This window comes from Streptomyces sp. WG7, from assembly GCF_049975785.1.
Classification (GTDB): domain Bacteria; phylum Actinomycetota; class Actinomycetes; order Streptomycetales; family Streptomycetaceae; genus Streptomyces.
Genome location: NZ_JBNGGE010000001.1, coordinates 73,774 through 89,809, shown reverse-complemented (window position 1 = coordinate 89,809; position 16,036 = coordinate 73,774). Strand labels below are relative to the sequence as shown.

Sequence of the window (16,036 nt, the reverse complement as noted above, 5' to 3'; positions counted from 1 at the left end):
GAAGACCGGCCACGTGTCCGACGGCCGGCGAGGCGTGGTCCGCTCATCCCCCGCCGGTGCCTTTGTCGGCCGGAGTCGTGGGAGCGGGACGTAGCAGCGCGTCTCCCAGGGCGGTCAGCCTCCGGTGCAGTTCCGGATCGTGGGCCGGCGCCGGCGCCCGCGTCGGCCCGGGGAGGGCCGCCCGGAGGCCGGGCGAGCCGGGCAGGCCCGTGCGTGCCGCCCGGGCCAGGGCGTCCACGTAGCTCCCGGCCCGGGCGCCGTCGTCGGGGGCGGGTGGCACGGAGCCGCCGAGCACGGTCCAGGACAGCAGGCGGCGCACCGCCAGGACGGCCGGCCACAGCCGGTCCGCCGTGCCGGTCGTGCGGATCTCCTCGGCGGGCACCGCGGCATGCATGTCCCACAGTTCCGCCATCCGCTGCCAGGAGGCCCCCGCGGCGGCGGCCCGGACCGTTCCGGTGCGCAGGCGTTCCTGTACGGCGGCCCCCGCCGCCGACACGGCGTTCGCCACCGCCGCGCACACCCTGCGCCGTGGCACACCGCGCACCAGCAGGGCGGCGGCCACGCCGAGCGCGAGGCCGAGGGTCAGGTCGAGGAGCCGGAAGGCGGCGAGCGTGCCCAGGCCGGTCGGGGAAGCGGCGGCGACCAGCAGCAACGCGACCGGCGTGTTCAGCAGGGTGCGTACGAAGAGGGCGCCCGGGGGCACACCGCGCGAGATCGCGTGCGCGACGGTGGCCACGGCGACGGTCACCCACGTACCCGGCTGGTAGGAGTGGAAGACGAGAGCCGTGACCGCCACCCCGGCCACGGTCCCGACGAGCCGCGCCTGCGCGCGCTGCGCGGGCTGCCGGCCCGGCCCGCCCTGGAGGGCGGCCGCCGCGCCCACGGCCACCCACGCCGGGTGCAGGAGCGGAAGTACGGAGCCCAGTACGGTGCCCACCGCGACGGCGAGCCCGACCCGGAGCGCGACCGTGAGGGCGGGGGAGGAGCGGGACAGCAGACGGCGCAGCTCCGCGCCCACGCTCTTGCGCGGCGGGAGCGGTACGGGCCAGAGTTCCCGCGCGGTCTCCATGAGCCCCGGGGGCGTCTCCCGGCCGCGGGGGCCGGACGGGGCCGCCCCGGCGCCCGCCCCGACGGGTCCGTCGTGCCTGTCGTGCCTGTCGTGTCTTTCAAGTCCGTCGTGCCTGTCGTGTCTTTCGGGTCCGTCGGGTCCGTCGTGTCTTTCGGGTCCGTCGGGACAGGGCCCCGGCACCCGGCCCGCCGCGATCTCCGCGGCCGTGGCGCGGAGCCACGCGACCCGGTCGGCGGGTACCGGAGTACCGCCCCGTTCTGCCCTGTTCTGCACCGTGTCGAGCAGGGATTCCAGCCTGGTCATGAGGGCGTAGAGCAGCAACCGCCGTGGTGCGGGTGCTGCCCGTCCGCCTCCTCGGGCGTCGTCGAGCGCCGCCCATGCTCCGTGCACGGCCACATAGGCGCCCCGCCCGGCGGCGGCGAGGTCGTCCGGCGGGCTCCCCGCCCCGGACCGGGCCTTGGCCTTGGCCCCGGACCGGGCCTTGGCCCTGGCCCCGGCCTGCGCGTCCGCGAACGCCGCGACCGACCGGAAGGCGGCCGACACCGCCCGCTCCTCGGGCCCGTACGGCCGGGACAGCCGGCCCGACATGGCGGAGACCCAGGACAGGGCAGCCCCCAGGGCGAGGAAGCCGGCCCGGACCGCCGTGTCCGCGAGGTCCGCCGGCGGCAGGAAGGCCGCCAGGGCGGCGACCAGGATGACGAAGTAGCTGCCCGGCCCGCTCAGATGCAGGGTGCGGACGAACAGGGTGGCGACGACGGCGACGGCGGAGAGCACCGCCGTCATCGCCCACACGTCGCCCGCGACCGCGGACCCCGCGGCGAAGGCCACGACGAGGGCCGCCGAAAGACTGGCGAGCAGCGGGCCCCGCCGGGGGTAGGGGTCGCGGGTGCCGTAGGCGTCGGCGTAGCAGCCCATCGCGGCGAAGATTCCGTTGTGGACCCCGGCGACCGCCGTGACCGCGCCGAAGGAGAGCCCGAAGGCCGCCATCGACCGTGCCGCGCGCCCTCGGTCGAGGCGGGGCGGTCCGGTCCGCCACCCGTGCGCCGTCCGGGTGACGGCCGTGATCACCACAGGGCCTGGGCGACCGCCATGCCCGCGAACGACAACCCGAGACCGAGGGCGACCGTCACGAACACGTAGCCGGCGGCGCCGGCGATGTGCCGGGCGGCGGCCATGGAGTGGACCTCGTTGGAGAACGTCGACCAGGTGGAGAGGGCACCGCAGAAGCCCGTGGACAGCAGGGCCTGTCCGGAATCGCCGAGCGCTCCCTCGGTGCCCGCCTCGACGAGGAAGCCCAGGAGCAGCGCCGCGGCCATGTTGGCGAGGAACGTGCCCCAGTGGAAGGCGGACCGCAGGTGCTCGCGGGCCGCCGTGCCGATCAGATAACGGACCGGCGCGCCGACCGCTCCGCCCGCCAGGACCAGCAGCCACTCACCCATCAGGCCCCACCGCCCCGTTCAGTCCGCGCGCCCCGGGGGCGCGTCAGCAGCAGGCGGGCCAGAAGCACTCCCAGGACCACCGCGGCCAGGGCCCCCGCCACCGTCAGCAGGAGGTTGCCCACGGCGGCGCCCGGCTGGTCGTTCTCGAACAGCCGCCGGGTGTCGTCGGTGTAGGAGGAGAACGTGGTGAAGCCGCCGAGGACGCCGGTGCCGAGCAGGGGGTTCAGCAGGCGGGGCGCGCGGGTGAACCGCTCCTTGAGCGCGACGGTGAGTACGCCCATCAGGAAGCACCCGACCACGTTGATCAGCAGGGTCGTCCAGGGGAAGGCGGCCTCGCCGGTCCGCCACAGCAGTGCGGCGTCGCTGCCGTTGGGCCACAGGCGGGAGGCCGCGTAGCGCAGGAGGGCGCCCACCGCTCCACCGACCGCCACCGCGGCGACCACGGGCCCCTGTGAACCGCCCGTGTGATCCGGGTGACGATGAAGGTGCATATCGCCAATAAGGTGCATATCGTCACCTTAGCTGGCGATCGATCAAGCAGCTCCGCACCGAACGACGACAGCCCCGCACCCAGCCGACGGCCCGTCAGAGGCCTCGCCGCGAAGGAGGCAGCGTGGCCGCTCAGCCACCCGTGCGCGGCCCCGGCGCGCCGTCGCACTCGTGGAAGGGGACGGCGCTCGGCGCGCTGCGCGGCGTGGGCCAGGTGGACTTCCAGGCGAGCGTGTGGACTTCGCTGGTGATCCTCGTCGCCCTCTGGGTGGCGGGCTGGGAGACCGGCCTCTTCGCCACCGTCGGAGCGGTGGCCGCCACGCTGACCGCGCGGCTGCTCGCCGTGCCGCACGACTCCCTGGCCCAGGGACTGATGACCTACTGCGGCGTGCTGGGCGGCATCGCCATGCTGGTGTACCTCGGCCACCACCCCTCGACGTACGTCATGGCCGTGAGCGCGGCCGTGATGTGCACGCTGGTGACCGCCGCTCTCGGCACCCTGCTGCGTCCCTTCGGGCTGAAACCTTTCACCGGGCCGTTCTGCCTGGTCTCCCTGGTGATGGTCCTGGGCGCCCCCTCCTTCGAGCGCGTCTGGCACGGAACCCCCGAGTCCGCGGTCACCCAGGCCACTCCCAGGAGCCCCGACGTCGGCTGGACGGACCTGTGGCAGGGCTTCTTCTCGAACATCTCCCAGATCTTCTTCGTCGAGACCTGGTACGTCGGCCTGATCATGCTGGCGGGTCTGTTCCTGGCCGGGTGGAGGGTGGGGCTGTTCACCGTGCTGGGCAGCGCCGTCGGCATCCTCACCGCGTGGGCGCTCGGCGCACCGGCCGTACTGATCGGCGAGGGGATCTACGGCTACAACGCGGTCCTGACGAGCCTCGCGTTCGGCGTCGTCCTGCTGCGCCCCACTGGGTGGAACCACGCCTACACGGTGCTGGCCGCCGCCGCCAGCACCGGTCTGACGGCCTCGCTGTCGGTGCTGTTCGACGACTTCGGCAGCCACACCTTCACCTGGCCGTTCAACATCACCACCTGGGCACTGCTGGCGGCCGTGCCCGTCCTGTCACGCATCACCGTGCGCGCCGACGACTCCTGAGAAACCCCCGGCCCGCCCGCGACCGCGTCACGCGTACACGTGACCGAGGAAGGCAGTCCCCATGAACCTGGCCCCCCGAGAGATCGACAAGCTGCTCGTGTACGTCGTGGCGGACCTGGCCCGCAAACGCCGCGACCGCGGCCTGAAGCTCAACTACAGCGAGTCGGTGGCACTCATCACCGAGGCCATCCTCGAAGCCGCCAGGGACGGCAAGAGCGTCGCCGACTGCATGGAACTGGGCCGGCAGGTGGTCGGCGAGGACCAGACCATGGAGGGCGTGCGGGAGATGCTGCCGCTGCTCCAGGTGGAGGCGACCTTCGACGACGGCAACAAGCTCGTCTCCTGCCACGACCCGGTCGGCGGCTGACCCGTGCGCCGGGGCGAGGTGGTCGCCGTCTGCGGTCACGAGAGCGACGGAGGGCGTGCCGTACGCGGTCTGCTGGATCCCCGGGTGTCCTGCGTGACCGGCGGCCGCGAACTGTTCCGGCGCGTCCGCGCGGTGCGCGCCCGCGGCGAACCGGTCTGCGTGGTGCCGATGACCCTGGGCCGCGATCCGGAACTGGTCGCCGACGCCGCCCGCACCCTGCTGGGCCTGTCCGCGGAGGAACGCGCCGGGACCGTGCTGGCCGAGCCCTTCGGCACCACGGAGCACCTGACCGGCTGGCTCCGGGCGGCGGCCACGCGGGTGCCGGAGACCAGCGCACTCCTGGTCACCGCTCCGTCCGGGGACCCCTTCGTCGACGCGGACCTCTTCCGGATCGCCCGTCTGGTGCGGCAGTACGGGCGGCATCGCACGGTCGAGGTTGCCCTCACCGGGGGCGACCCGGACCCGGCCGAAGGCGTACGGCGCTGCCGTGCGCTCGGCGCGGAGCGCGTCGTCCTGCTCCCGGCCGCCTGGGCGGCCCCGCCGGTGCCGGACCCCGAACACTGCGAGCCGGGCGGGCCCCTCCTCGCGGCGTCCGCGGTGGCGGGCGTACTCGGCGCGCGCGTCGCCGAGGCCTGGCACCTACGCGACCGGCACGGCGACGACGGCCTGTCCCGGAGCCTCACCGCGGCCGACGCCCACGGGCACTCCCACAGCCACGGTCCGGGGGGTCACAGCCATGGCCCGGGCGGCCACAGCCAGGGGCCGGGCGAGTACAGCCATGGTCCGAGTGGTCGTGTACCCGCTCACGGTCTGGGCGGTCCCGCCCAGGGTCCGGGCGGCGGCCGCGGTCAGAGGCCGGGCGAGTACAGCCATGGTCCGGGTGGCCGTGTACCCGCTCACGCCCCGGGCGGCCCCGCCCCCGTCCAGTCCCAGGACGGGCAGGGTGCCCACGGCTCGCCCCGCACCCTTCGGGCCGCCGGCCCCGGGCCGGCCGCCGCCGCTCCCCAGGGAGCCCGCCGCACCGACTCCGTCCCGCGCCGCGGCGCGGACCCGCACGTCCTCCCATCCAGCAGGAGCCTTCGATGACACTTCCCCCTCGATACCAGTACGGCGACGACCCGATCGAGATCAACGCCGGCCGGCGGACCCTCAAGGTGACGGTCCGCAACACCGGCGACCGGGCGATCCAGGTCGGCTCCGACTACCACTTCTTTGAGGCGAACTCCGCCCTCGAGTTCGACCGCAACGCCACGCTCGGCATGCATCTCAACATCGCCGCCGGCACCGCCGTCCGCTTCGAGCCCGGCGGCACCCGCGAGGTCGAGCTGTGCTCGTACGCGGGCACCGGGCGCCTCACCGGCTTCAGCGGTCTCCTCAACGGCAGCGTCAAGTCGCACCCGGCCCGGGTGGAGGCCGTCAGCCGGGCGCTGCAGCGCGGGTTCCGGGGAGCGGGCGGCGATGCCGACGCGGAGCAGGAGGGCGGTCCGGGCAAGGACGGGCCGGGCAAGGACGGTCCGGGCAAGGGCGGGGCCAAGAAGTCCAAGAAGAAGGGATCCCACTGACATGCCGACCCTCTCCCGCAAGCAGTACGCCGACCTGTTCGGTCCCACGGTGGGCGACCGGTTCCGGCTGGCCGACACCAACCTCGTCGTCGAGGTCGAGAAGGACGTCCGCGAGGGCTCCTACGGGGACGAGGTGGTCTACGGCGGCGGCAAGACCATGCGCGACGGCATGGCCTCGGACCCGCAGGCCACCGCCGCGCAGGGCGCCCTCGACCTCGTCATCACCAACGTCGTGGTCATGGACCCGGTGATCGGCGTGGTCAAGTGCGACATCGGCGTCAAGGACGGGTTCATCGCGGGCATCGGCAAGTCCGGCAACCCGCAGACGCAGGACGCCGTCGACCCCCGGCTCGTCGTCGGCACCGGCACGGAGGTCATCGCCGGCGAACACCTGATCGCCACCGCCGGGGCGCTGGACTCGCACGTGCACTTCATCTCGCCCCAGCAGTGCCAGCAGGCGCTCAGCAACGGCATCACCACCCTCTTCGGCGGCGGCACCGGGCCGACGGACGGCACCAACGGCACGACCTGCACGCCCGGCCCCTACAACATGGCCCGCATGCTGGAGGCGGCCGAGGACCTGCCGGTCAACATCGGCATCATGGCCAAGGGCAACGGCAGCCTCCCCGCCGCGCTGGACGAGCAGATCGAGGCGGGCGCCGCCGCGCTCAAGGTCCACGAGGACTGGGGCGCCACCCCCGCCGTCATCGACAACGCGCTGGCCGTCGCCGACCGGCACGACGTCCAGGTCGCCATCCACACCGACACCCTCAACGAGGGCGGCTTCTTCGAGGACACCCGGTCCGCGATCGACGGCCGCACGATCCACACCTTCCACAGCGAGGGCGCGGGCGGCGGCCACGCCCCCGACATCCTGCGGGTCACCGGCGAGCCGAACGTCCTGCCGTCCTCCACCAACCCGACGCTGCCGTACACCAAGAACTCCGTGGACGAGCTGCTGGACATGGTGATGGTGTGCCACCACCTCAGCCACGACATCCCCGAGGACGTGTCCTTCGCCGACAGCCGGGTACGGGCGGAGACCATCGCCGCCGAGACGGTCCTGCACGACCGGGGCGTCATCAGCATGATCTCGTCCGACTCCCAGGCCATGGGCCGGATCGGCGAGTCCGTCACCCGCGCCTTCCAGATCGCGCACGTGTGCAAGGAGGCCTTCGGTCCGCTGCCCGAGGACTCCGAACGCAACGACAACCAGCGCGTCCTGCGCCACCTGGCCAAAGCCACCATCAACCCGGCCATCGCCAGCGGCGTATCGGACTACGTGGGATCGCTGGAGGCCGGCAAGCTGGCGGACATCGTCCTGTGGCCCATGCACTCCTTCGGGGCCAAGCCCAAGATGGTCATCAAGGGCGGCATCGTCTCCTGGGCGCAGATGGGCGATCCGAACGCCTCGCTGCCCACCCCGCAGCCCGTCTACTACCGGCCGTCCTTCGGCCAGTTCGGGCGGGCCATGCAGTCGACGCACGTCACCTTCATGTCCCAGGCCGGCATCGCGGCCGGGGTGCCGGAGAAGCTCGGTCTGCGGCGGCGGGTGCTGCCGGTGCTCAAGACCCGCACGATCGGCAAGCACAACATGGTCCGCAACGACGTCCTGCCCGAGATCGAGGTGGACCCGGAGACGTACCGGGTCACGGTGGACGGCGAGGTCGTCACCATCGAACCGGCCCAGAAGCTGCCCCTCAACCAGCTGTTCTTCCTGACCTGACCCGCCCATGTACCGCGACGAGACGACGGAACCGGACGGGGCCGCGCCGGCCACCCCCGGGGCGACGGCTTCGGGAACGCCGGCCGCCGGCGCCCCGGAGCCGGCCCCGGCGCACGACCTGCGGCACCTGCTCGTCAGCCTCCAGCTGACCGACTCGGCGTTCCCCAGCGGGTTCTACACCCTGTCCCACGGCCTGGAGGGCTTCCTCCAGCAGCGGGCGGTCGGCTACGACTCCCTCGCCGCGCTGCTCCACGACGTCCTCAGGCACGGCGTCGGCCCGTCCGACGCGACCGCGCTCGCCCTGGCCCACCGGGCCGCCGCGGCGGACGACTGGGACACGGTGGCCGCGACGGACCGCCGGCTGCACGCGACGAAGCTGGGCCGCGAGATGCGGCAGGCGGCGACCCGTACCGGGCGCCAGCTGCTGGACCTCGCCGCCGAGGTCTTCGGCGCGGCCGGCATCGCCCGGTACCACCGCACGGTCGCGGACCGTCGGGCTCCGGGGACCCAGGCCGTCGCCGCGGGGGTCGTGTACGCGGCGACCGGAGTGCCCGTGCGGCAGGCCGTCGCCGCCGACCTGTTCGCGTTCTGCGCCAGTTTCGCCGGAGCGGCGCTGCGGCTGAGGCTGACCGATCACCGGCTGGCCCAGGGCCTGCTGCGGCGGACCGCCCCGGTGATCGAGGAGACCACCCGCGAGGCGCTGGCCCGCGGCCTCGACGACCTCGGGGCGACCACCTTCGCCGTGGACGTCATGTCGGGCCGTCACGAGCGGGCGGAGGCCCGGCTGTTCGCCAGCTGACCACCCGCCGGCCGCGAACGGCCGGCAGCCGAAGAGGAAGAGAGAAGGACAGGTGCGAGACAACGTACTGCGCGTGGGGATCGGCGGACCCGTCGGATCGGGGAAGACCGCTCTCATCGAGGCCCTCGTCCCGATGCTGATCAAGCAGGGCCACCGGCCCGCCGTGATCACCAACGACATCTACACCCAGGAGGACGCCCAGCACATCCGCCGCACGCTCGACGGAGTGCTGGACGGCGACCGCGTGGTGGGCGTCGAGACGGGCGCCTGCCCGCACACCGCCGTCCGCGACGACCCGACGATGAACCTGGCGGCGGGCGCGGAGATGCTGGACCGCTGCCCCGACGTCGACGTCCTCCTCTACGAGAGCGGCGGCGACAACCTGACGCTCACCTTCAGCCCGGCCCTGGCCGACGTGTTCGTCTTCGTCCTGGACACCGCCGAGGGGGAGAAGATGCCGCGCAAGCGGGGGCCGGGCATCACCGACTCCGACCTGCTGGTCATCAACAAGATCGACATCGCCCGGTACGTGCGGACCGACATCGACGTCATGGAGTCCGACGCCCACCGGGTGCGCGGCGACGGACCCGTGGTGCTCACCGACTGCCTGACCGGCAAGGGCGTCGACGAGGTCCTCGCCTTCCTCGAGTCCCGGCGCAAGGTCCTGACCTGACATGCCGGCCGTCCGCGACCGGCTCGCGCCGGAGTACTACGAGCCCGTCCGGCTCCCACCGGAGCTGTCGGCGTTCTCGGGCGCGCCCGAGACGCTCGGCCCGGGCTCGCCGGCCAAGGTCGGCATCCTCGACCTCGGGTTCGCCCGCCGGGGGGAGCGCACCGAGCTGGTCGAGCGGTACCAGAAGTCGCCCCTGGAGATCATGCGCCCGCTTTACGTCGACCCGGCGCTGCCCGGCATGGCGTGCGTGTACGTGATGGCCACGGGCGGCGGCATCGCCCAGGCCGACCGCTACCGCCAGGACCTGCGCTGCGGTCCGGGCACCCAGGTGCTCCTCACCACGCAGGCGGCCACCAAGGTCTACCGGATGGAGCAGGACTACGCGACGCAGCTGGTCCGCCTGACCGCCGCCGAGGGCGCCTACGTCGAGTACCTGCCCGACCCGCTCATCCCCTTCCGGGGCGCGCGGTTCCACCAGAGCGTCCGGCTCACCGTCGACGAGGACGCCACGGCCGTCTACGGCGAGACGGTCACCGCGGGCCGGCTCGCCCGCGGCGAGCGCCACGCCTACACCGTCCTCACCGGCGACCTGGAGATCCGCCGGCCCGACGGCACCCTGCTGGCGGTGGACACGCTGCGGCTCGTCCCCGGGCGCCGCGGCGGGGTGGACGGCCCGGGTGTCTTCGCCGGGCACGACCACGTCGCGTCCCTGTTCGTGGTGAGCGGCCGGTGCCCCGCCGCGGAGATCGCCGACGCCCTGCACGAGTCCCTGACGGGCCATGAGGTGCTGCACGGGGCGAGCGTCCTCCCGGACGACTGCGGGGCCTGGGTGCGCGTCCTCGGCCACGAGGAGCCCCGGGTCACCGGCGCCGTCCGGGCCGCGTGGGACGCCGTACGCCGGCTGCTCACCGGCCACCCCGCACCTGACCTGCGCAAAGCGTAGTCCGACCGCCTCGCCTCGTTCCCGCCCCCGTCCCCGCCCCCGTCCCCGTCCCCCGCCCCGTCCCCGTCCCCCGCCCCGTCCCCCGCCACGCCCCCCGTCCCCGCGTCCAGGAGGCCATGCCCGTGATCACCGCGCCCGCCCCCATGCCGCCCGCCTACGACTCCGGTGACACCGCCTGGATGCTGGCGGCGGCGGCCATGGTGCTGCTGATGACCCCCGCCCTCGCCTTCTTCTACGGCGGCATGGTCCGCACCAAGCACATCCTCGTGATGCTCAAGATGAGCTTCGCCTCGCTGTGCTTCGTGACCATCCTCTGGTACGTCGTCGGATACTCGCTCGCCTTCGGCCCGGACGCCGGCGGCGCCGGCCTCATCGGCAACCTCGACCACGCCTTCCTGCGCGGCATCGAGCCGAACACCCTGACCGGGTCCATCCCGACCTACGTGTACGCCACCTTCCAGATGGGCTTCGCCATCGTCACGGTGGCGCTGATCAGCGGTTCCATCGCCGGCCGGGTCAGGATGCGGGGGTGGCTGGTCTTCTCGGCGCTGTGGCTGCTGATCGTGTACGTGCCGATCGCGCACTGGGTCTTCGACACGGAGAACGGCTGGATCACCAGCCACCTGGGCGCACTGGACTTCGCCGGCGGCCTGCCGGTGGAGCTCAACTCGGGCATCGCCGGGCTGGCCGCCGCCCTGGTCATCAGGGGCCCGGCGGACTTCCGGCGCAAGGAGCCGCGGCCCAACAACATCCCCCTGGTCATGATCGGCGTGGCCCTGCTCTGGTTCGGCTGGCTCGCCTTCAACGCCGGGTCGGCCGTCCGCGACACCGGCACCGCCGCCACGGCCTTCATCAACACCCAGCTCGGCGCGGCCGGCGCGATGGTCACCTGGCCGCTGGTGGAGTACTGGCGCACCCGGCGGGTCACCATGATGGGCGTGGGCTCGGCGGCGGTGGCCGGCATGGTGGCCATCACCCCGGCGTGCGGCGAGATCGACCCCACCGGAGCGCTGGTGACCGGACTCGTCGCCGGGGCCGTCTGCGCGTACGCCATCACCCTGAAGTACCGGCTGAACGTCGACGACACCCTCGACGTGGTCGGGGTGCACGGCGCGGGCGGCCTCGTCGGCCTGATCATGGTCGGCCTGTTCGCCACGGCCGACGTCAGCGGCAAGAAGGGCCTCTTCTACGGGGGCGGCGGCTCCCTGCTCTGGAAGCAGATCGTCGCGATCCTCGCCGTCGCCGCGTTCTCCTTCGTCCTGACCTGGATCCTCGCCAAGGCCGTGGACGTCGTCGTCGGCTTCGCCGACAAGGAGACGTACGACGCCGTACCGGGGGAGGAAGAGGAACGCGCGTACGACTTCCGCACCGCCGAACGTCTCGACGCCCTCGCGAGCGGCGGCCGGGGCACCGACCGGGAGAGGCTGGCCGAGATCCAGCGGCTCCTGCGGGACCACCGGGAGGGCTGAGCCGCCTGCGGCGGGCCCGCCCCGGATGCGGCCGCGGGTCTGCCCGGGACTCGCCGCGCCCCGGCCTGCGGCGGGCCCGCCCCGGATGCGGCCGCGGGCCTGCCCGGGACTCGCCGCGCCCCGGCCTCCGGTGCCCGCCCCGGATGCGGCCGCGGGCCTGCCCTGGAGACCGTCCGTCCCCGCTACCCGGCCCCGGGACCGTCTCGGGAACCGCTCCGGGGCCCGCCGCGGGCCCGCCCGCGGAGCCGTCGGGCCGTCACGCGATCCCGAGGACACCCCGCGCACCCGTTGACAGCGGCGCGCGGGGGGCCGAAACTTCGGCGAGCGTGAGTGAAAGAAATTTCACCACGCGAACAGAGTGGTGCGGTGGGCGCGGTGGGAGGTGCTCACCCCCACCGTGACGGCAACGACGCCAATCGAAGGGAACGACCGATGCGCACCACCGTCGGCATCATCGGGGCCGGCCCCGCCGGACTCCTCCTCGCCCGGCTGCTCCACGACGCCGGGATCGACTCGGTCGTCCTGGAGAGCCGCGACCGCGCCTACGTCGAGCGGCGGCAGCGCGCCGGAATCCTGGAGCAGGGCACCGTGGACGTCCTGCGCGCGGCCGGGGCCGGGGAGCGGATGGACCGCGAGGGGCTGCGCCACGACGGGATCGAGCTCCGGTTCGCCAAGCGGCGCCACCGCGTCGACTTCCCCGCGCTCACCGGCGGCAGGTCGGTCATGGTCTACGCCCAGACCGAGGTCTGCAAGGACCTCATCGCCCTCCAGCTCGAGAACGGCGGCCCGCTGCTGTTCGAGGCCGAGGCGCTGGCCGTGGAGGGGGCCGGGACCGACCACCCGAGGGTCCGCTTCCGGCACGAGGGCGTCGAGGACGTCCTGGAGTGCGACTACGTCGTCGGCTGCGACGGCTTCTGGGGAGTGGCCCGGGCCGCGGTCCCGGCCGGACCGGTCCGCACCTTCGAACGGACGTACCCCTTCGGCTGGCTCGGCATCCTCGCCGACGTCGCCCCCTCGCACGACGAGCTGGTCTACGCCCGCCACGACCGCGGTTTCGCGCTGCTCTCCATGCGCTCCCCCTCCGTCTCCCGCCTCTACCTCCAGGTGCCCGCGGACACGGATGCCGAGAGCTGGAGCGACGAGGAGATCTGGACCGAGCTGGAACACCGTTTCGAGACCGACGACGACTGGGTCCTGCACCGGGGCCCGATCACCCAGAAGTCGGTCACGCCCATGCGCTCCTACGTCCACGAGCCCATGCGGTACGGCCGCCTCTTCCTGGCAGGCGACGCCGCGCACATCGTGCCGCCCACCGGCGCCAAGGGCCTCAACCTCGCCGTCGGGGACGTCGTCACCCTCGCCCGGGCGCTGGCCCACCGCACGCGGACCGGCTCCGACGAACTCCTCGACGCCTACTCCGAGACCTGCCTGCGCCGCGTCTGGCAGGCCGAGCGCTTCTCGTACGACATGACGACCCTCCTGCACCGCGCCCCGGACGCCACCCCCTTCGAGGAACGGCTCCAGCTGGCCCGCCTGGAGCGGATCGCCTCCTCCCGCGCCGCGGAGACCGACCTCGCCGAGGCCTACACGGGGTTCCCGATCGGGTGAGCGGCACACACCCGGGTGCCCGACCCCGCCCGTGAGGGGAATCACCGATACGCATAGCGTGTTGTGCGGCAGGGTGAGGGAAAGATCCTCCCCAAGCAGTAGGGTCATTCCTTTGCCGTTCTATTACTCTTGAGCCAAGGCTGCGTCGTGTGGCCATGGAGGAGTGAAATGAGGAGCAGAAACCCGGTCTTCTCGCGACGGGGGTTCAGCCGCGACAACGGCTACGCGGGCTTCAACGCCGCGCCGCAGGCCGGGGGCCCCGCCGTCGCCACCCAGGGCAACCCGTACGCGCAGGGCGCTCCGTACGCCCAGCCCGCCGGCAACCCCTACGCGCAGAACCCGTACGCCCAGCAGGACCTGCAGCACGGCGCGCCGCCGCAGGCGCCGGCCACCACCGGCCGGATGACGATGGACGACGTCGTCATCCGCACGGCGAGCACGCTCGGTGTGCTCGTGGTGACCGCCGCGCTCGCGTGGGCGCTGCTGCCCGTGGACGACGCCAACATCGGCCGTTCCTACGGCATCGGTATCGGTGCCGCGCTGATCGGCATGGTCCTGGCGCTCGTCCAGTCCTTCAAGCGCAAGGCGTCGCCGGCGCTGATCCTTCTCTACGCGGCGTTCGAGGGTGTCTTCCTCGGCGTCGTCTCCAGCGTCGTCGACAACCGCATCGCCGACGGCGCGGCCATGCAGGCCGTGATCGGCACGATGGCGGTCTTCGCCGGTGTGCTGATCGCCTACAAGGCCGGCTGGATCCGCGTCAACCGGCGCTTCTACGGCTTCGTGATGGCGGCCGCGCTCGGCTTCGTCTTCCTGATGATGGTGAACCTGCTGTTCGCCGTCTTCGGCGGCGGTGACGGCCTCGGCTTCCGCAGCGGTGCGCTCGGTGTCGTCTTCGGCGTCGTCGGCATCATCCTCGGCGCCTGCTTCCTGGCCATGGACTTCAAGCAGGTCGAGGACGGCCTGGCCTACGGCGCCCCGCGCGAGGAGGCCTGGCTCGCCGCCTTCGGTCTCACGCTGACACTGGTGTGGCTGTACCTGGAGTTCCTGCGGCTGATCGCCATCTTGAACAGCAACGACTAGCAACGACCAGCGACGACTGGTAGAGGCTGGTCACGAAGGGCCCCGGGCTTGAAGCCCGGGGCCCTTCGTCGTTCGTCGCGGCGTCGCACGCCCTCAGAAGCGCTCAGAGCAGCTTGCGCGCGGCCCTTCTCAGGTCGTACTCGTGGATGATCGCCTTCGCGTGGCCGTACGCGAGGTCGTGTTCGTGACGGAGCCAGCTGACCTTCTCCTCGAAGCGGAAGAGGGAGGGGCCGTCCTCGACGGCGCGCAGCCAGTCGGAGATCTCACGACCGGTGCAGTGCGGGATCCGGGCGAGCATGTTGCGATGGGTCTCCTCGGAGAAGACTTGGGACATCGGCGCCTCCGGGCGAAAGGGGATGTAAGCCGGTCCTTCAGGTCACCGTGCCTGAGCGTTCGCCCGTTGGCAACAGTCCCGTGGGGGCGCGTACGCTCACGCCGTGGTTGATACGACGCCTTTGACCCGTGCCGTGGACGACTTCGCCGACCGGTTGCGGGCCGCCCCGCAGAGCAGACTGCAACGCGGGGCCGCCGCCGAGGCGCTGGAGCTGGCCAGGGAGCTGGCCCGGCGCGCCCAGCGCGCGGAGGAACCGGACACGGAGCCCCGTCTGATGCCGGACGCGGGGATGTTCGCCGCCGCCGACCAGATCGCCGTCGCCGCGCACGACCTGGCCCTCATCCTGCGGGACGAGGGCCAGGTGGAAGAAGCGGTGGGACTGGTGGAGGAGGCCCGCAAGCGGGCCGGGGTCTGACGGCCGGGGTCTGACGCCCCGGAGCGGCTAGAGGGACGCGATGACGCGGTCCGCCAGGATGTACACGTTCTCCTCGCCGCAGGCGAAGGTCAGCGTGTAGGCGCCGGAGATCCCCGAGCCGCCGAGCAGGTACGGCGTCCTGCCCGCGCCCAGCGCGGCGGCCAGGCGCTCCGCGGTCTCGCGGTGCCCCGGGGTCATGCACAGGGTGGTGCCGTCGGCGAAGACGTACACGTCGAGCGTGCCCAGCGGGCCCGGACGTACGTCCGCCAGCGCCACGCTCGACTCGGCCAGCTCCTCGAGGGTGGCGACGGTGCGCTCGTGGTCGCCCACGGCCGGCGACGGGTTCGGCACGAAGTCCGGGTGCGAGGGGTGCCGGCGGCGGGCGGCGGCCAGCTCGGCGGACTCCCGCGGGCCCGCGTCCTGCGGGGCGGCCTCCTCGCCGTCCGCACCCGGCTCGGCCAGGGGCTCCATGCCCACGAAGTCGGTCTGGCGGGGCAGGAACAGCTCGCTGTCGGCCAGGCCGAGCAGCAGAGGCGCGTCGGAGGCGTCCCGGGAGTCCTGGGCGGCCCAGAACGCCCGCGCCTCGGCGAGCTCCCGCTCGCGCTCCTCGGCGAGCGCCTCCGCGACGGCGGCGCGTATCTCATCGGCGTCGGCGGTGGCGCGGGCGGCGGGCACGCGGCCCCGCGTGGTGGCGGCGCGGCTCTCGGCCAGCTCGGTGCGCAACGCCGCGACCTGGCGGCGCAGCACGAGCACGGCGCGCAGGACGGCGACGCCCACGGCGCCGGTGGCGGCCGTGGTGAGCAGCAGGGCGATCGGCATGGCGCTCACTGACGTACTCCCGGTTCAAAGTCGACCCCCGACTTCCTACATCAGCTTGAAGGGAGGACTAACCGTCTGTCAGTGCGTAACGTCACGAAGCGGACAGGGCTTTGGGTCCGAGGGGTGCGGGTGTGGCTGGTCTGAC

At 73.1% G+C, this 16,036-nt stretch carries 17 protein-coding genes; 12 read left to right on the top strand and 5 right to left on the bottom strand.

What is annotated here, in order from left to right; genetic code table 11:
* Positions 1 to 43 precede the first annotated feature (43 nt).
* From ACP4J0_RS00395 to crcB, 3 genes are all read right to left on the bottom strand, one after another.
* Positions 44 to 2,056, bottom strand: coding sequence for an FUSC family protein (locus ACP4J0_RS00395; protein ID WP_426596564.1), 2,013 nt, complete (start codon positions 2,054 to 2,056; stop codon positions 44 to 46).
* Between the two features lie 77 nt (positions 2,057 to 2,133).
* Positions 2,134 to 2,508, bottom strand: coding sequence for a fluoride efflux transporter FluC (locus ACP4J0_RS00390; RefSeq protein ID WP_426596563.1), 375 nt, complete (start codon positions 2,506 to 2,508; stop codon positions 2,134 to 2,136).
* Positions 2,508 to 2,999 (bottom strand): fluoride efflux transporter CrcB, encoded by a 492-nt coding sequence (gene crcB, locus ACP4J0_RS00385; protein ID WP_426596562.1) that lies wholly within the window; start codon positions 2,997 to 2,999, stop codon positions 2,508 to 2,510. Before crcB ends, ACP4J0_RS00390 begins: the two co-directional genes overlap by 1 nt.
* Before the next feature lie 122 nt (positions 3,000 to 3,121).
* On the opposite strand from crcB, the gene ACP4J0_RS00380 reads away from it, so the two are divergent.
* From ACP4J0_RS00380 to ACP4J0_RS00330, 11 genes are all read left to right on the top strand, one after another.
* Positions 3,122 to 4,096 carry an urea transporter gene (locus ACP4J0_RS00380; protein ID WP_426596561.1) on the top strand — a complete coding sequence of 325 codons (975 nt, stop codon included), beginning with the start codon at positions 3,122 to 3,124 and terminating at the stop codon, positions 4,094 to 4,096.
* 61 nt (positions 4,097 to 4,157) lie between these two features.
* A complete protein-coding gene (locus tag ACP4J0_RS00375; RefSeq protein ID WP_426596560.1) occupies positions 4,158 to 4,463 on the top strand; it encodes an urease subunit gamma in 306 nt (101 codons plus the stop codon).
* A gap of 93 nt (positions 4,464 to 4,556) precedes the next feature.
* A complete protein-coding gene (locus ACP4J0_RS00370) occupies positions 4,557 to 5,549 on the top strand; it encodes a sirohydrochlorin chelatase (RefSeq protein ID WP_426596559.1) in 993 nt (330 codons plus the stop codon).
* On the top strand, positions 5,546 to 6,025 hold the full coding sequence (locus ACP4J0_RS00365) for an urease subunit beta (protein ID WP_426596558.1): 480 nt from the start codon (positions 5,546 to 5,548) through the stop codon (positions 6,023 to 6,025). The genes ACP4J0_RS00370 and ACP4J0_RS00365 overlap by 4 nt, the downstream gene beginning before the upstream one ends.
* Position 6,026: 1 nt before the next feature.
* Positions 6,027 to 7,751: an urease subunit alpha gene (gene ureC, locus ACP4J0_RS00360; protein WP_426596557.1), complete on the top strand. Its 1,725-nt coding sequence runs from the start codon at positions 6,027 to 6,029 to the stop codon at positions 7,749 to 7,751.
* A gap of 7 nt (positions 7,752 to 7,758) precedes the next feature.
* Positions 7,759 to 8,550 (top strand): urease accessory protein UreF, encoded by a 792-nt coding sequence (locus tag ACP4J0_RS00355; RefSeq protein ID WP_426596556.1) that lies wholly within the window; start codon positions 7,759 to 7,761, stop codon positions 8,548 to 8,550.
* A 52-nt stretch (positions 8,551 to 8,602) separates the two neighbouring features.
* Positions 8,603 to 9,223 (top strand): urease accessory protein UreG, encoded by a 621-nt coding sequence (ureG, locus tag ACP4J0_RS00350; RefSeq protein ID WP_426596555.1) that lies wholly within the window; start codon positions 8,603 to 8,605, stop codon positions 9,221 to 9,223.
* A 1-nt stretch (position 9,224) separates the two neighbouring features.
* Positions 9,225 to 10,166, top strand: coding sequence for an urease accessory protein UreD (locus tag ACP4J0_RS00345; protein ID WP_426596554.1), 942 nt, complete (start codon positions 9,225 to 9,227; stop codon positions 10,164 to 10,166).
* Between the two features lie 122 nt (positions 10,167 to 10,288).
* Positions 10,289 to 11,635, top strand: coding sequence for an ammonium transporter (locus ACP4J0_RS00340; RefSeq protein ID WP_426596898.1), 1,347 nt, complete (start codon positions 10,289 to 10,291; stop codon positions 11,633 to 11,635).
* A gap of 432 nt (positions 11,636 to 12,067) precedes the next feature.
* A complete protein-coding gene (locus ACP4J0_RS00335; protein ID WP_426596553.1) occupies positions 12,068 to 13,243 on the top strand; it encodes a 4-hydroxybenzoate 3-monooxygenase in 1,176 nt (391 codons plus the stop codon).
* Positions 13,244 to 13,411: 168 nt separating this feature from the next.
* Positions 13,412 to 14,323 carry a Bax inhibitor-1/YccA family protein gene (locus tag ACP4J0_RS00330; RefSeq protein ID WP_426596552.1) on the top strand — a complete coding sequence of 304 codons (912 nt, stop codon included), beginning with the start codon at positions 13,412 to 13,414 and terminating at the stop codon, positions 14,321 to 14,323.
* Between the two features lie 103 nt (positions 14,324 to 14,426).
* On the opposite strand, the gene ACP4J0_RS00325 is transcribed toward ACP4J0_RS00330, so the two are convergent.
* A complete protein-coding gene (locus tag ACP4J0_RS00325) occupies positions 14,427 to 14,657 on the bottom strand; it encodes a DUF4287 domain-containing protein (RefSeq protein WP_426596551.1) in 231 nt (76 codons plus the stop codon).
* A gap of 103 nt (positions 14,658 to 14,760) precedes the next feature.
* Between ACP4J0_RS00325 and ACP4J0_RS00320 the strand changes: the two genes are divergently transcribed.
* Positions 14,761 to 15,072: a hypothetical protein gene (locus ACP4J0_RS00320; protein ID WP_426596550.1), complete on the top strand. Its 312-nt coding sequence runs from the start codon at positions 14,761 to 14,763 to the stop codon at positions 15,070 to 15,072.
* Between the two features lie 27 nt (positions 15,073 to 15,099).
* On the opposite strand, the gene ACP4J0_RS00315 is transcribed toward ACP4J0_RS00320, so the two are convergent.
* On the bottom strand, positions 15,100 to 15,900 hold the full coding sequence (locus tag ACP4J0_RS00315; protein WP_426596549.1) for a hypothetical protein: 801 nt from the start codon (positions 15,898 to 15,900) through the stop codon (positions 15,100 to 15,102).
* Positions 15,901 to 16,036: the final 136 nt, after the last annotated feature.

Bases quoted from the DNA above. Each gene is read 5' to 3' on its own strand.
- ACP4J0_RS00395 (WP_426596564.1), bottom strand. From the start codon at position 2,056: ATGGCGGCCTTCGGGCTCTCCTTCGGCGCGGTCACGGCGGTCGCCGGG.
- ACP4J0_RS00390 (WP_426596563.1), bottom strand. From the start codon at position 2,508: ATGGGTGAGTGGCTGCTGGTCCTGGCGGGCGGAGCGGTCGGCGCGCCG.
- crcB (WP_426596562.1), bottom strand. From the start codon at position 2,999: ATGCACCTTCATCGTCACCCGGATCACACGGGCGGTTCACAGGGGCCC.
- ACP4J0_RS00375 (WP_426596560.1), top strand. From the start codon at position 4,158: ATGAACCTGGCCCCCCGAGAGATCGACAAGCTGCTCGTGTACGTCGTG.
- ACP4J0_RS00365 (WP_426596558.1), top strand. From the start codon at position 5,546: ATGACACTTCCCCCTCGATACCAGTACGGCGACGACCCGATCGAGATC.
- ureC (WP_426596557.1), top strand. From the start codon at position 6,027: ATGCCGACCCTCTCCCGCAAGCAGTACGCCGACCTGTTCGGTCCCACG.
- ACP4J0_RS00355 (WP_426596556.1), top strand. From the start codon at position 7,759: ATGTACCGCGACGAGACGACGGAACCGGACGGGGCCGCGCCGGCCACC.
- ACP4J0_RS00345 (WP_426596554.1), top strand. From the start codon at position 9,225: ATGCCGGCCGTCCGCGACCGGCTCGCGCCGGAGTACTACGAGCCCGTC.
- ACP4J0_RS00335 (WP_426596553.1), top strand. From the start codon at position 12,068: ATGCGCACCACCGTCGGCATCATCGGGGCCGGCCCCGCCGGACTCCTC.
- ACP4J0_RS00330 (WP_426596552.1), top strand. From the start codon at position 13,412: ATGAGGAGCAGAAACCCGGTCTTCTCGCGACGGGGGTTCAGCCGCGAC.
- ACP4J0_RS00325 (WP_426596551.1), bottom strand. From the start codon at position 14,657: ATGTCCCAAGTCTTCTCCGAGGAGACCCATCGCAACATGCTCGCCCGG.